The organism is uncultured Winogradskyella sp. (genome assembly GCF_947495255.1).
Classification (GTDB): Bacteria; Bacteroidota; Bacteroidia; order Flavobacteriales; family Flavobacteriaceae; genus Winogradskyella.
This window is the reverse complement of sequence record NZ_CANLYI010000001.1, coordinates 216,829-230,356: the sequence shown is the minus strand read 5'-3', so window position 1 is coordinate 230,356 and position 13,528 is coordinate 216,829. Positions and strand designations below refer to the sequence as shown.

The window sequence follows — 13,528 nt, the reverse complement described above, 5'->3', positions numbered from 1 at the left end:
AATTAATACGATTAAATTCTTATTTAAACATGAAGTAAAATTGGTGAACCTTTATTATAGTTTTGTTTGAAGACACTTTGGTAAAAAAATACCACAATCGAAGAAATATTTGATTTTGATATATTTTGAAGTGTTAATAGGATTTTTTTAATCTTAAAATCTAAAGGTCTAAAGCTTTTTAAGACTAATTGAATATCCGAAATGTCATCTATATCAGATAACATTTCGAGATACAATGTTTTTATATTTCGAAGTTGTAGTTCTTTATTTAAACTACGTCTCAATTTTGAGGTTTGCCAAGGTAAATTCTGAAAACTAGTCTTATTAAAATGTGTCTTTTTAAAACCCATTAAATAAAAACCACCATCAGTTGATGGTCCAAGGACATAATCTGAAACTGCTAATTTTTGATGAGCTTGTAATATGATTTTTGCACTAAGATGAGGTATATCATTACCAACAGAAATAATAGTATCGAAGCCTTTATTGAAAATAGAATCAATGGCAGAAGTAAAACGTTCGCCAAAAGAATTGCCAATTTGTTGCTTCTCGGAAACATGAAAATAAGGTAAACCTGTTTGCTTTACTATTTTGAGTGTTTCAGAATTAAGCAACTCAAAAAAACCTGAGGAAGACACTGATTTAGAAATCAATTCTTTTTCTTCAGAATTTGCAAAGATGAGTATGGCAGTTTTGTTCTTCAAATTTAGTTTATGCAACAACACCTTGACAGCTGCTTCCTGCTCCTGCAGTACAACCATAACAATGTTGAGAAATCACAATGTTTCGTCCCTCTAATAATTCTTCATTAAAATCAGATATGTGTCTAGACTTGCTGTTTACAGGTAATTCTAACATTTGATTAAAATCGCAATCAAATAAATAACCATCCCAACTAATAGATAGTGTATTTGTACACATTACATTTTTTACAGCTGTTGGATTATAAGCTTCAACAAGTTGATACATGTAATCTTCATAATTTTCTGAAGCAATTAAAAAATCTAAGAAACGCGCAATTGGTAAATTGGTAATCGCAAAAAGATTGTGAAACTTAATATCAAAGTCTTCAAGCAAAGCCTTTTTAAAATCCTTTTCCATTGCAGCTTGGTCACCTGGTAAAAATGCACCAGACGGATTGTAAACTAAATCTAATCTCAAATCGCTATCAGGCATGCCGTAACCAACCGCATTTAATTCTTGTAATGCTTTAATGGACATGTCAAAAACACCTTCTCCACGCTGTTTGTCAGTTTTTCCACGTGTCCAATGCGGCATAGAACTCACCACATGTACATTATGTTTTTTAAAGAATTCTGGTAAATCATAGTACTTTTTATTAGCTCTAATTATGGTAAGGTTAGAACGTACAATAAAATCTTTAATTCCCACTTTAGCAGCTTCTTCTACAAACCATCTAAAATCCGGGTTCATTTCTGGTGCTCCTCCAGTTAAATCTAAAGTGTGTGCACCAGATGTTTTAATAACTTCTAGACATTGACGCATGGTGTCTCTAGTCATTATTTCTTTTCTATCAGGACCAGCATCTACATGGCAATGATCACAAACTTGGTTACACATGTAGCCAACATTGATTTGTAAAATTTCTAATTTTTTAGCAATTAGAGGAAACTGACTCGTTTCAGAAATTTTGTCTTTAAACGTTGGTAATTCGCCAGTTTTAAAAATACCATTAGATAGTATTTCTAATTGTTTGTTACTTTGAGCTAAATCGCTACCTAGTTTTTTTAGGGACTTTGTTGCCATTAATTTATTTATCTTGTTCTGTTACTTACGAGATTAAATAGAAGTCAGTTTTCATTCCTAGAGAATTGAAGACTTTTTTATCCATCAAGTTTGTTAACCTTATTCATCATTTGTACTCCATGCACTAAAGTAGCTCCGCTTTTTATAGCAGCACCAACATGTATGGCCTCCATCATTTCTTCTTTTGTTACACCTCTTTGAAGCGTATCTTTTGTATATGCATCAATGCAATATGGACATTGTTCAGTATGCGCTACAGCTAATGCGATTAATGATTTTTCGCGAGCTGTAAGTGCACCTTCTTCAAAAACTTTTCCATAATAATCAAAAAATTTGTTCCCAAGTTCTTCGTTCCATTCTGTTATTTTTCCAAATTTTCTTAAATCTGCTGGGTCGTAATAAGTTTTTGCCATATAATATTTTTTTAAAGATTTACATCTAAAATTGTTTTGTCGAAATGATTTTAAAGACTTAACAAAAGTTGAAATTAATTTTATTGATTAATAATTAGTTGGTTTAGGAGAGGTGTATTCTGTCATTTGTATAACCTCATTTTTTTTGACTGTTTTATCTAAAAAGTAGAAGATATCATCCAAGTCATTAATATGAACATTAGCTACATCATGATGTCCACCTTTTACAATATTGAAATAATAAGGAGTTTCTAATTCTTTTAACTTTTCTGCAATAGTATGTGAGCCATCTAGCATCATAAAGCCAGTTTTATTCGGTTGGCAATTATGATGAGGAGCCGTATTAAAAGGAACCGTTGTATCTTCTGTACCATGAAAAAGTACTGTAGGTATAGCATTGTCTGTTGTTATATCATCACTATTTAAGATCGCGCCAGAAAAGGAAATTGCTGCCGCATAGTTGATATTTTCATAAGCCGTTTCTGTAGACAGAAAAAAACGTTTCATAAAAACGGTATGTAATATTATTTCTGCACCAGCACTGCTTCCTGCTGCTATTATTTTTGAAGTGTCAACGTTCAGCCTATCACTATTATCATATATAAATTGGGTAGCATCTAAAAAATCAAGAACACCTTGGTTAAAAGTAAATAGTTTGTTTTTCTTAGAGCATTTGCAGCCAAAACCAGTTTTGGCTCCTTTTCTTAATAAACGATAAGAAATAGAAATACCAATGTAATTTTTTGATGTTGCAAAATTCGCAATATTTGTTTCGTCTTTACCTTTACGACTTCCGCCAGAAAATCCGCCACCATGCATCCAAACCACAACAGGTAAACTATCTGTTTCTTTAATGTTATCTGGAGTGTAAACATCCATCTTAAGTGTGTCTAAACCTTTAATCGCATACGTGTAAGTTTTTATATTTTGAGCTGAACTCGAGAAATAAGAGACAATAAGAATAACGATGAATAAATGTTTCATGAAATCAAATTTAGGTCAAAAAAAATAAAATGTTTAGGAGAACTATTTTTTTGTAGAAAACGATTGTGTTTAGTTTCATTAAAACGAAGCTCGAAAAAGTATTACTTTTAATTTTATTTTTATCTGTTGCATGCAAAATTGGATTACTCTTTTAGCCGAATTTAAACAAAAGCAAATACCAGTTGCTTTAGTTACAGTTACAAAATGTTTAGGTTCAACACCATGTGTTGTCGGCTCACGTATGATTGTGACTAAGGATAAAGATATTCTCGGAACCATAGGAGGAGGGAAGCTTGAATTTAAAGCCATAGACGAAGCTATCGTTGCTTTAAAAGAGAATAGAATTATTGAATCTACCTATACTTTAGGTCCGGAATTTGAACAATGTTGCGGAGGAAGAGTAGAATTTATCATAGAACCCATGAATCAATCACCAGAATTATTTTTATTTGGAGCAGGACATATTGGTGTTGAAATCTGCAAACTTTTAGTCGATACACCTTTTAAGGTGACCTTAATAGATTCGCGTGACGATTGGTTTTCTAATTTAGAATTAGACAGCAGTATAACGATACATCAAGCCAATGAAACCGATTTCAAAACCTTTAAAGATGCTGTGAAATGGGGACCTAATTGTTATGTGTTAGTGCTGACACATAATCACGCCATCGATTTTGATTTGATAAGTATGGCATTGCAAAATAAAACTAAATTTTTAGGACTAATAGGAAGCAAAACAAAAAAAGTACGTTTTAATACTATGTTGATTAAAGAAATGGATATTCCGGAAGGGATGACAAATGTGGTTTGTCCAATAGGATTAGATATCGGAGGAGATACACCAAAAGAAATCGCGATTAGTGTGGTCGCACAATTACTTCAAGTGCATTATCAGTCAGTAACTAAATAGATAATGTCATTCTGAGCAAAGCGAAGAATCTCTTCATAAAACGAAATTTAAAAAAGATTCCCGTTTTCACGGGAAGTAGCATGAAAAACAACAAATTTATCATAGAAAAACTAACAGCACTTTGGGCTTTAAACGAGTCCGGTTTAGGCGGTTTTTTGCATGTGTTTAACTCACCATTTACAGGATTGATTGTAGGTGGCGTGTCCATTTTACTTATAAGTTTAATTGCTTATTATGCCGAAAATAAATGGCAAGCCATCTTAAAGGCATTAGTCATTGTCTTAATTATAAAAATGGCAGTGAGTCCATATTCACCTTTTGGAGCTTATGTTGCTGTGAGTTTTCAAGCGGTTTTGGGTGCGGTTTTATTTTCTAATTTCTCATGGAAAGGAGCTGCGATAATGGTACTAGGCATGGTAACCTTTTTAGAATCGGCCCTTCAAAAATTATTAATACTAACCATTGTTTACGGAACAAATCTCTGGGAAGCCATTGATATTTATGGAGCTTGGGTTCAGAAAAAATTAGATTTTGTTTCAGAAACCTCTACAACATCAGTTTTAGTCACCACCTATCTTTTGGTATATGGGATTTGCGGAATTTTAGCTGGGATTTTTATTAAAAACACGATTAAGATTATTTCGAATAAAAAAGAAACTGATTTTTATCTTCATCTTGAAACGGATAAACTTGATAAGAAAACCAAAAAAGTAGCTTTTAAAACGAAAGTCATTTGGGTGTGGCTAGGCACAGTTGCGGTTATGGTTTTGGCCTTTTCAATATTTGGAGGTCCACTTTTGGGGTGGCAAAAAGCCATTTATATTGTATTGAGAAGTTTCTTGATTTTAATGCTTTGGTATCTAGTAATTGGCCCTTTTTTGTTGAAAGTGGTTCAGAAATATCTTCGAAATAAAGAATCTAAATATCAAGAGGATATTGCGAATGCGATGGATTTGTTTCCGTATTTCTGTCAAATTATTGCATTCACATGGAAAGACACAAAACACTTAAAAGGCTATACGCGATTCCAATATTTTATGGCTAATAGCATCTCTAATTGTATTCATTTTAAAGTGCCTTCAGAATGATTTATATTTTAACAGGAGAGATACGAACAGGAAAAACATCTGCATTATTAAATTGGATTAAAAACCGTGATGATGTTGATGGAGTATTGTGTCCTGATAATGCCCAAGGAAAACGCTATTTTTTGGAAGTAAAATCTAAGAGTGAATTTGAACTTGAAACAGAACTTGACATTGAATCCATCATTGAAATAGGAAACTTTAAATTTTTAAAATCGGCTTTTGAAAAAGCGAATGCTTATTTACTAATGGTCGCTTTAGAAAACGAATCTCAATATCTTATTATTGATGAATTAGGGAAGTTGGAATTGAAGAAGGAAGGCTTGCATTTGTCAGCAGAAAGATTAATACCTAAATATGAAAATAAACTAAACAAGCATCTTATTCTTGTTGTTAGAGATTATTTGTTGGATGCTGTTCTGGAGCATTATTCTATTATTGAATATGAAATTGTTGGAAAGGAAGGATTATGTATTATGAAAAAATAGTCTCGCTCAAAGCATAATAAATAGCCATTAAAGCAGAAAAAATAGCGGATCCAAGAAAACGCCACTTCAATTTAAAGCGATTTTGAATAATGTAGTTAGCCATAAAAGAAATAGGAATATTAACCAAAAACGACCAAAACGCAATTTCTAAAAGGTTAAAACCAATCGCTTCAAACTGACCAGAAAATAATTTAATAAATAATAGATGTCTCGCAATCCAAAGTGGATTAAAATAAGCTATGGCCATAAGCGTTTTAGTTAATGTTGCTTTAATGCCATTTAGAGCGTGAGTCTTTTTTACAATCCAATCAAAGTAATTCGGGATTTCAAACGCATAAAAAGTAGCACCAATAAACATCATGCCTAGCAAGCGATACCACAAGAACTCATCTAGTAAGAGAGCAGCAATAGAGTCGCCTGCACTGTAAATAAGTGCACCTTTAAGGATGTTTTGTTTTTTGTAATGTAGTGCGATAAGTTTTTTATTTAATGTATAATCCTTCAATTATTGTGTAGTTTCCCATTACAAAATGCTCTAAGTACTTTAAAGATTTATCAAAATTAATCGACCAAATTTCGTCAACTACCATTTTCTCTTTTTTACTTATTAAGCAGAATAGAGTTTTCTCTTTTTTTGGTCGATTATACCATAATGAAAATTCTAGTAACTGATTTTCATTAGTATTAGCAGTCAGACAAAAACTCTTTCCATTTTCAAAACAAGTGAAGTCTAACGATGGGTTATAGCATACATTCCCTTGGTCTAATGTGTCTAGAAGTTTCAGTTTTTCTATCCATGGGTAATTTCTAGCAATTTTTAAAACCTCAATACCTGAAATAGGGTTATCTCTATATTCAATATTTTCTTTTTCAGGATGGCAAATAGAATGTTTAAATGTCATTGTTGGATTCTAGTTTTTCGCTACCTCTTTTTATTTTCATACAATCCCATCAAAACCTTTTCAGGAGTCATAGGCGCATGAAACTGTAAATCGTAGTTTGGATTAAAAGCCTTTATCGCATTTTGAAGTGCAAAATAAGCGCCAATTCCATACATTAAAGGTGGTTCTCCAACGGCTTTTGATTTTAAAATAGCCATGACATTTCCTTCGGTTTCTACAGGAATCACTTCTACTGTTTTTGGCACAGAAAATATATCAGGAACTTTATAGGTAGAAAGTGCATTTGATAATAATTTGCCATCTTTATTATACGCAATCTCTTCTAAAGTCATCCAGCCAATTCCTTGAATTAAAGCACCTTCTACCTGACCCAAATCTATACCTTCACTCATGCTTTTTCCATAATCGTGTACTATTTTCACACTATCAAATTCATAAGTGCCACGAGTACAATCTATGGTTGTTGTTGTAATTGCGGTTCCATAAACATGATAAGCAAAAGGATGTCCCTTTTCTTTGGTTTTATCAAAGTGTATTTCTGGAGTTGCGTAATGCGCATTTTCGGTTAAAGCAACACGTTTTAACATGGCTTTACTGATGAGTTCAGTCCAAGATAATTCCGATTTCTTACCGTTTACAAAAACAGCTTCCTTTTTTAAAGTAATGTCTTTTTCTGAAACATTTAAGTCTTCCGAAGCCACCGTTTTTAGTCTTTCAACTAAAGCGTTGCAAGCCATTAAGGTGGCTTTTCCGTTTAAATCTGCAGTAGAACTCGCAGCAGAAGGTGAGGTGTTAGCAACACGAGTAGTATTGGTAGTTTCTATCTTAATTTTTTCAATAGAAATAGAAAACACATCAGCAGCTATTTGCATCATTTTGGTGTTAACACCTTGTCCCATTTCTACAGCAGCTGTACTTATGCCAACACTTCCATCTAAGTAAATATGAACCAAAGCACGAGCATGATTCATTGGTGTGTTGGTAAACGAAATACCAAAGGTGATTGGCATAAACGAAAGCCCTTTTTTGAAGTTCGTATTATTCTTATTGAAATAAGCAACTTCTTGTTCTAAGGCATCACTATTAAATATGTTTTTAGCAGAATGCCATGTGTTTTTGGCTTCTACTTTTTTAGCTATTTGTCCATAGGAGAACGTGTCATTTTCATCTAACAAATTAGCTTCCTGAATTTGTCTAGCTGAAACACCAATTTCAGAAGCTGCTTTAGCAATCGCAGACTCAATCACAAACATACCTTGTGGTCCACCAAAACCTCTAAAGGCCGTATTTGGTGGTAAATTGGTTTTACAACTCAACACTTTTGTGGTCACATTTGGTACGTAATAACTGTTGGTGGCATGAAATAAGGTACGCTCAGCAATCGCAGGAGATAAATCTGCAGCAGCACCAGAATTTTGTAAAAATTCGGTTTGGTAAGCTAAGATTTTTAAATCCTTAGATAATCCAATTTTATACGTGCTTTCATAAGGATGACGTTTTCCCGTCATGCGTAAATCATCATGACGATTCAATATTAATTTCACCGACTGATTTAAATGATAAGTCGCTAAAGCAGCCATTACAGCCCAAGGTGTCGCTTGGTCTTCCTTACCGCCAAATCCGCCTCCAAGACGTGTCACATCCACTTCAATTTTATGCATTGCAACACCTAAAACTTTAGCAATAGTTTTTTGTACAGCCGTTGGGCCTTGTGTGGATGATGTTACTTTTATGTTTCCGTTCTCCAAAGGTTCTGCGTACGCACCTTGTGTTTCAATGTATAAATGTTCTTGTCCGTTGGAAAACGTTTCCCCTTCAAAAACATAGTCACAATCTGCGAATGCTTTTTCGGTATCTCCTAAGCTAAAAGAACGTGGTGCATTAATAAAGCTTCCTTTTACTTTAGCTTCTTTTGCTGTGGTAATTACTGGTAAATCTTCAATTTCGATATCGATTAAACCTCTTGCTTTTCGTGCAATGAATTCTGATTCTGCAACAATTAAAGCAATTGGCATGCCCCAAAAGTGGACTTCCTCTTCTGCAAATAAAGGTTCGTCAGGAATAATACCACCAATTTCATTTTCACCAGGAACATCTTTATAAGTGAAAATGCGTTCTACACCTTCCAAAGCTTCTGCCTTAGAATAATCAATACTTTTTATTTTTCCGTGTGCTTTTGGTGAATCAAAAACGACTGCATGAAATGTGCCTTGTCTAATATTAACATCATCAACATACAACGATTCTCCACGAACATGTGTGTAAGAGTCTAAGTTTTTGATGCTTTGTTTTAAAGCGATTGAAACAGCATCTAATTTAGTGTCTAGTACTTTATTTGTCGTGTTTTTATACATGTTGAACAAAATCGTTTAAGGTGAATTGCTTCGGGAATAAAGCTGTAAAATGGGCGAAGAATAATTGTCTCCCTAATAAACGTTTATAATCACTTGTCCCACGAACATCACTAATTGGTGCGATTTCTTTTTGAAGCATTTCGTTCGCTTCTAATATCGTTTCTGAAGTGAGTGGTTTTCCTATTAAAAATGCTGAGGTCTCATGTAAATATTTTGGTATTGCTGCAACACCTCCAATGGAAACATGTGCTTCTGAAATGGTTTCGTTTTCAAGAGAAATATGTATTGCAGAATTGATACTCGCTATATCTAAGTGTGTTCGTTTACAAACTTTTTCAAAATTGAAAAACGAATGTTCTGTTGGTAATTTAAATTGAATGCTTTTTAAAAGTTCATCGTCTTTTAAATCGTAAGTTTTGTAGCCTCGATAAAAGTTTTTAAGTGCAACTGTTCTTTCTTTCTCCTCAGAATTTAATATCGTAATATCACTATTAAGTGCTAAGAAGAAAATGGTCATGTCACCAATTGGTGAAGCATTAACTAGGTTTCCTCCTAAAGAAGCCATATTTCTAATTTGTTCTGAAGAGACTAATTTTAAGTATTTTCTTAAGTTTGGTAAAATGCCATTTAACTCTGTATGATTCCATAAATCTGAAACTGTCGAATTTGTTCCGATGGTACAAATGTTGTTTTCGATTTTTATACCTCTTAAATAATCTTTTTCGGCAATAAGATGGACATCGTTATCTGCTAAATGGTCGGCTTGTTGCACGTATAAATCGGTTCCTCCAGAAACATATTTTCCTTTTGGCTGATTTAAATCGGCAATCTCAATGTCTTTTAAACGTTGAGTTATACTTTCAAAATACTCAGGGATAAATCCATTTTTAATTAACCAATTAAAAGTAGTTTCCTTTTTGTTTTCTAGTTTTTTAACGACTTGATGCGCAGCTTTTTCAATGGCTTTATAGCCTGTGCATCTGCAAATGTTTCCGCTTATAGCGTCAATTGCATTACTGTAATTTTTATCCGAATTGGATAATGCAAAACCAGTTAAAGCAACCACAAAACCAGGTGTGCAAAATCCGCATTGTGTGGCGTAATTTGCTTTCATGGCTTCTTGTGCTGTTGTTAATTTGTCTTTTAGATTTGTGCCTTCAACCGTTACAATGTGTTTGCCATGTGCATTACCTAAAGGCGAAATGCACGATGTGATACTTTGGTATTCCATAGTATCTCCATTGAGTGTGCCAACCAAAAGTGTGCAAGCACCACAATCGCCTTCTCGACAACCAATTTTGGTTCCAGTTAAACGCTGTTGGTAACGTACAAAATCCAATAAGGTCATTCCAGAATGTTCTGGAGTTTTAATGGTTTTGTTATTTAGGATGAAGGTAATCATGTTAATTATTTCAATTATAAATGAATTAAAAATGCAACGATAGCGTCACTTCGAGTGAAATTCTTTTTTCTGAATTTTGTATCGAGAAGCATTGAAATACTAAAGTTTTTCGATATATCAACGAAAAAACCGAAACACTCGAACTGACGTAACCATTTATTTAGTATTCAGTTTTATCAATTTTCTTAGTCCATTCTTGAAAGGGCTCTAAAGCAACTTCTCGAGCTAATTGCTCAAACGGAATGCTGCGTTCTGAGTATGGTAATGGAATTTCTTTGTAAATAAATTCGTCATCAAAGCCAATGTTTGCAGCATCAACTTGATTACTTCCATAATAAACTTTATCTGGTCTAGCCCAATATATAGCACCTAAACACATTGGACATGGCTCACAAGAGGTGTAAATTTCGCAACCATCTAATTGAAACGAGTCTAAATTTTTACAAGCATCTCTAATAGCTGTAACTTCTGCATGAGCCGTTGGGTCGTTAGTAGAGGTTACTTTATTGTTTCCGCGTCCTACAATTTTTCCATCTTTAACAACGACACAACCAAATGGTCCACCTTCATTGTTATTCATTCCCTTTAAAGCTGCGTTTACAGCTTCTTTCATAAATTGTTCTTTGTTATTACACATTAAATAGTTGTTTTATATTAAAGTTTTTTTGTTGACAATTGTCGAACAAGCTAATATACTATTTTTAAAAATTAATTTTTGATTCTATTTCAATTAGAAATTAAAAACAGAAAAGCCCAAACGTGAATTTGGGCTTTTGGTTAAGGGTATATATTTATTATTATGCGACTTGCTTGTTTAGTGTTTTATTAGTTTTTAATTCAACTTTAAATATTGGTTTTAAGAAACGAGCTAATTGGTCAAACTCAATTAAAAAGGCATCATGACCATGAATAGATTTAATTTCGTGAATATTTACGTTGTCTTTAATGCTTTTTAAGTCAACATAGGCATTCCAGTTTTCTTCAGCTTTAAAGAATAAATCTGAATTAATAGTAATTATATGTATATCTGAAGAAATAGCAGATGCGACTTCTAAGAAATCTTTCTCACCATCTGAAATATCAATAGTTTTTAAAACTTGATTCATCATTTTGTATGCAGACAAATTGAAACGATTGTTTAAATTGTCACCATGATAGTTGAGCCAAGATTCAACATTATAAAGCGAATCGTTTTTCTTAGTCCTTGCAAACTTCTGTGCTAAAGATTCTGGCGTGCGATACAAGGTCATGGCATGCATTCTTGAATCCGCCAATGGTTCGGTAGAATTGTTAAGAATTGCATCTTGAATATGGCAATTGGCAATAATCCAATCTGTAGATTTCCAATCCGTCGCTATTGGAATTAAATGTTGAATTAAATTAGGTTTTAATACTGCTAATTCCCAAGCCAAACCTCCACCAACAGAACCTCCAATGACTGCGAAAAGTTGTTCAATTTTTAATAGGTCTAACGCAATAGAAAAAAGTTTTGCAACATCTTTAGCTGTGAAATTTTTATAATCTTCAATTAAATTTTCAAGATTATTATCAAAGCCATTTCCTGGGATATTGAATGCTATAATCGTATAATTATTAGTGTCAATACATTTATTTATTCCAATTAAATCATTCCACCAACCATCTTTTCCTATAACATTAGAATTGCCTGTTAGAGCATGATTAACTAATACAATTGGTGCTGTGTGTAATGCTTTACCAAATGTTTGATAAGACAAATTAATAGTATGAGCCTTACCAGTACTGGTAGTAAATTTTTGAATCGTTATGTATTGTAATTCGTTCATTTCTAATTTTGAATAATTAAACAGATGCCATTTTAGTAACAGCATCTGTTTTTAAATTCAACTTAAATTTTAAGACTAATTTTGAATCGCTGCTTCTTGTTTTACAATAGCAAAAGCTTGTTTTAAATCTGCTTTTAAATCTTCAATATTTTCAATTCCTACAGACAAACGAATTAAATCTTTTGTTACACCAGTTGTTTCTTGAGCGTCATCACTAAGTTGTTGATGTGTTGTACTAGCAGGATGAATGATTAATGATTTTGTGTCTCCAATATTTGCTAATAATGAAAATATCTTCGTTTTATCTGCAATAGTCTTTGCAGCTTCATAACCTCCATCAGCTCCAAAGGTTACAACGCCACTTTGACCATTTGGTAAATATTTATCAGCGAGTTTTTTGTATTTACTAGTTTCTAATCCTGGATAGTTTACCCACTTAACTTCTGGTTGTTCTTGTAGCCATTGTGCTAATTCTAATGCGTTTTCACTGTGCTTTTTAATACGTAATTCTAAAGTTTCTAAACCTTGAATAATTTGAAATGCATTAAAAGGACTCAATGCACCACCATAATCACGTAAACCTTCAATTCTAGTTTTTGCGATAAATGATGCAGCTCCAATTGCTTCACTATATACTAAGCCATGGTAACCAGCAGATGGTTCTGTAAATTCTGGGAATTTTCCATTGGTCCAATCAAAAGTTCCTGCATCAATAATAATACCTCCAAGTGAGGTTCCGTTGCCATTAATATATTTGGTTAATGAATGAATTACGATATTTGCACCATATTCAATAGGGTTTAATAAGTAAGGTGTAGCTACTGTATTATCTACAATTAATGGTACTTTATGCGCTTTTGCAGCTTTAGAAATACCTTCAATATCTAAAACATCTAGTTTAGGATTACCTAAAGATTCTACAAAAATAGCTCTGGTGTTTTCTTGAGCCGCTTTTTCGAAATTTTCTGGGTCAGAAGGGTCTACAAATGTGGTTGTAATTCCGTGTCTAGGAAGTGTAACGTTTAATAAATTGTACGTTCCTCCATATAAACTACTAGAAGCTACAATGTGGTCTCCTGCGCGTAAAAGTGTTAATAATGTTGTTGAGATTGCGGCTGTACCAGAGGCTGTTGCTACTGCTGCAATTCCACCTTCTAAAGCTGCTAGTCGTTGTTCTAAAATATCGTTGGTAGGATTATTTAATCTTGTGTAAATAAATCCAGGTACAGACAGATTGAATCGTCCTGCTGCATCATCAGAATCGTCAAAAACGTATGATGATGTTTGGTAAATAGGTACAGCTCTTGTTCCTCCTGTCAGTTTAGTGTCGTGACCTGCGTGCAATGCTTTTGTTGCGAATTTTTGTGTGCTCATTTTTCTAAGTTTTTTGAATTAAAATAAATTAAACCAAAAGCCAA

The 13,528-nt window shown here is 33.3% G+C and carries 14 protein-coding genes; 3 read left to right on the top strand and 11 right to left on the bottom strand.

Annotation, left to right across the window (positions count from 1 at the left end):
• Positions 1 to 23: 23 nt before the first annotated feature.
• The 4 genes from Q0807_RS01010 to Q0807_RS00995 form a co-directional block, all read right to left on the bottom strand.
• Positions 24 to 704 (bottom strand): DUF2064 domain-containing protein, encoded by a 681-nt coding sequence (locus Q0807_RS01010; protein WP_299105321.1) that lies wholly within the window; start codon positions 702 to 704, stop codon positions 24 to 26.
• Positions 705 to 711: 7 nt separating this feature from the next.
• Complete coding sequence (gene arsS, locus Q0807_RS01005; RefSeq protein WP_299105319.1) at positions 712 to 1,767, bottom strand: arsenosugar biosynthesis radical SAM (seleno)protein ArsS; 1,056 nt, start codon at positions 1,765 to 1,767, stop codon at positions 712 to 714.
• A gap of 77 nt (positions 1,768 to 1,844) precedes the next feature.
• Positions 1,845 to 2,180 carry an arsenosugar biosynthesis-associated peroxidase-like protein gene (locus tag Q0807_RS01000; RefSeq protein WP_299105317.1) on the bottom strand — a complete coding sequence of 112 codons (336 nt, stop codon included), beginning with the start codon at positions 2,178 to 2,180 and terminating at the stop codon, positions 1,845 to 1,847.
• Between the two features lie 87 nt (positions 2,181 to 2,267).
• A complete protein-coding gene (locus tag Q0807_RS00995; RefSeq protein WP_299105314.1) occupies positions 2,268 to 3,164 on the bottom strand; it encodes an alpha/beta hydrolase in 897 nt (298 codons plus the stop codon).
• Between the two features lie 130 nt (positions 3,165 to 3,294).
• Here Q0807_RS00995 and xdhC point away from each other — a divergent pair, with 130 nt between their 5' ends.
• From xdhC to Q0807_RS00980, 3 genes are all read left to right on the top strand, one after another.
• Positions 3,295 to 4,074 carry a xanthine dehydrogenase accessory protein XdhC gene (xdhC, locus tag Q0807_RS00990; protein ID WP_299105312.1) on the top strand — a complete coding sequence of 260 codons (780 nt, stop codon included), beginning with the start codon at positions 3,295 to 3,297 and terminating at the stop codon, positions 4,072 to 4,074.
• An 80-nt stretch (positions 4,075 to 4,154) separates the two neighbouring features.
• A complete protein-coding gene (locus Q0807_RS00985; protein ID WP_299105310.1) occupies positions 4,155 to 5,162 on the top strand; it encodes a hypothetical protein in 1,008 nt (335 codons plus the stop codon).
• Positions 5,159 to 5,647 (top strand): nucleoside-triphosphatase, encoded by a 489-nt coding sequence (locus Q0807_RS00980; protein WP_299105308.1) that lies wholly within the window; start codon positions 5,159 to 5,161, stop codon positions 5,645 to 5,647. The genes Q0807_RS00985 and Q0807_RS00980 overlap by 4 nt, the downstream gene beginning before the upstream one ends.
• Here the strand turns inward: Q0807_RS00980 and Q0807_RS00975 are convergent.
• The 7 genes from Q0807_RS00975 to Q0807_RS00945 form a co-directional block, all read right to left on the bottom strand.
• Complete coding sequence (locus Q0807_RS00975; protein ID WP_299105307.1) at positions 5,634 to 6,152, bottom strand: hypothetical protein; 519 nt, start codon at positions 6,150 to 6,152, stop codon at positions 5,634 to 5,636. The genes Q0807_RS00980 and Q0807_RS00975 overlap by 14 nt on opposite strands.
• The gene (locus Q0807_RS00970) at positions 6,130 to 6,549 is read right to left on the bottom strand and encodes a hypothetical protein (RefSeq protein WP_299105305.1); all 420 of its coding nucleotides are present in this window, start codon (positions 6,547 to 6,549) and stop codon (positions 6,130 to 6,132) included. The genes Q0807_RS00975 and Q0807_RS00970 overlap by 23 nt, the downstream gene beginning before the upstream one ends.
• 20 nt (positions 6,550 to 6,569) lie before the next feature.
• Positions 6,570 to 8,903: a molybdopterin cofactor-binding domain-containing protein gene (locus Q0807_RS00965; RefSeq protein WP_299105302.1), complete on the bottom strand. Its 2,334-nt coding sequence runs from the start codon at positions 8,901 to 8,903 to the stop codon at positions 6,570 to 6,572.
• The gene (locus Q0807_RS00960) at positions 8,896 to 10,305 is read right to left on the bottom strand and encodes an FAD binding domain-containing protein (RefSeq protein WP_299105300.1); all 1,410 of its coding nucleotides are present in this window, start codon (positions 10,303 to 10,305) and stop codon (positions 8,896 to 8,898) included. The genes Q0807_RS00965 and Q0807_RS00960 overlap by 8 nt, the downstream gene beginning before the upstream one ends.
• A gap of 160 nt (positions 10,306 to 10,465) precedes the next feature.
• Positions 10,466 to 10,942, bottom strand: coding sequence for a nucleoside deaminase (locus tag Q0807_RS00955; RefSeq protein ID WP_299105293.1), 477 nt, complete (start codon positions 10,940 to 10,942; stop codon positions 10,466 to 10,468).
• Positions 10,943 to 11,102: 160 nt separating this feature from the next.
• Positions 11,103 to 12,110, bottom strand: coding sequence for an alpha/beta fold hydrolase (locus Q0807_RS00950; RefSeq protein ID WP_299105291.1), 1,008 nt, complete (start codon positions 12,108 to 12,110; stop codon positions 11,103 to 11,105).
• Positions 12,111 to 12,185: 75 nt separating this feature from the next.
• Positions 12,186 to 13,484: an O-acetylhomoserine aminocarboxypropyltransferase/cysteine synthase family protein gene (locus Q0807_RS00945; RefSeq protein ID WP_299105289.1), complete on the bottom strand. Its 1,299-nt coding sequence runs from the start codon at positions 13,482 to 13,484 to the stop codon at positions 12,186 to 12,188.
• Between the last annotated feature and the right edge of the window lie 44 nt (positions 13,485 to 13,528).

What these genes read in the sequence shown, in the direction of transcription:
- arsS (WP_299105319.1), bottom strand. Translation starts at nt 1,767, where the DNA reads ATGGCAACAAAGTCCCTAAAAAAACTAGGTAGCGATTTAGCTCAAAGT.
- Q0807_RS01000 (WP_299105317.1), bottom strand. Translation starts at nt 2,180, where the DNA reads ATGGCAAAAACTTATTACGACCCAGCAGATTTAAGAAAATTTGGAAAA.
- Q0807_RS00995 (WP_299105314.1), bottom strand. Translation starts at nt 3,164, where the DNA reads ATGAAACATTTATTCATCGTTATTCTTATTGTCTCTTATTTCTCGAGT.
- xdhC (WP_299105312.1), top strand. Translation starts at nt 3,295, where the DNA reads ATGCAAAATTGGATTACTCTTTTAGCCGAATTTAAACAAAAGCAAATA.
- Q0807_RS00985 (WP_299105310.1), top strand. Translation starts at nt 4,155, where the DNA reads ATGAAAAACAACAAATTTATCATAGAAAAACTAACAGCACTTTGGGCT.
- Q0807_RS00980 (WP_299105308.1), top strand. Translation starts at nt 5,159, where the DNA reads ATGATTTATATTTTAACAGGAGAGATACGAACAGGAAAAACATCTGCA.
- Q0807_RS00970 (WP_299105305.1), bottom strand. Translation starts at nt 6,549, where the DNA reads ATGACATTTAAACATTCTATTTGCCATCCTGAAAAAGAAAATATTGAA.
- Q0807_RS00965 (WP_299105302.1), bottom strand. Translation starts at nt 8,903, where the DNA reads ATGTATAAAAACACGACAAATAAAGTACTAGACACTAAATTAGATGCT.
- Q0807_RS00960 (WP_299105300.1), bottom strand. Translation starts at nt 10,305, where the DNA reads ATGATTACCTTCATCCTAAATAACAAAACCATTAAAACTCCAGAACAT.
- Q0807_RS00955 (WP_299105293.1), bottom strand. Translation starts at nt 10,942, where the DNA reads ATGTGTAATAACAAAGAACAATTTATGAAAGAAGCTGTAAACGCAGCT.
- Q0807_RS00950 (WP_299105291.1), bottom strand. Translation starts at nt 12,110, where the DNA reads ATGAACGAATTACAATACATAACGATTCAAAAATTTACTACCAGTACT.
- Q0807_RS00945 (WP_299105289.1), bottom strand. Translation starts at nt 13,484, where the DNA reads ATGAGCACACAAAAATTCGCAACAAAAGCATTGCACGCAGGTCACGAC.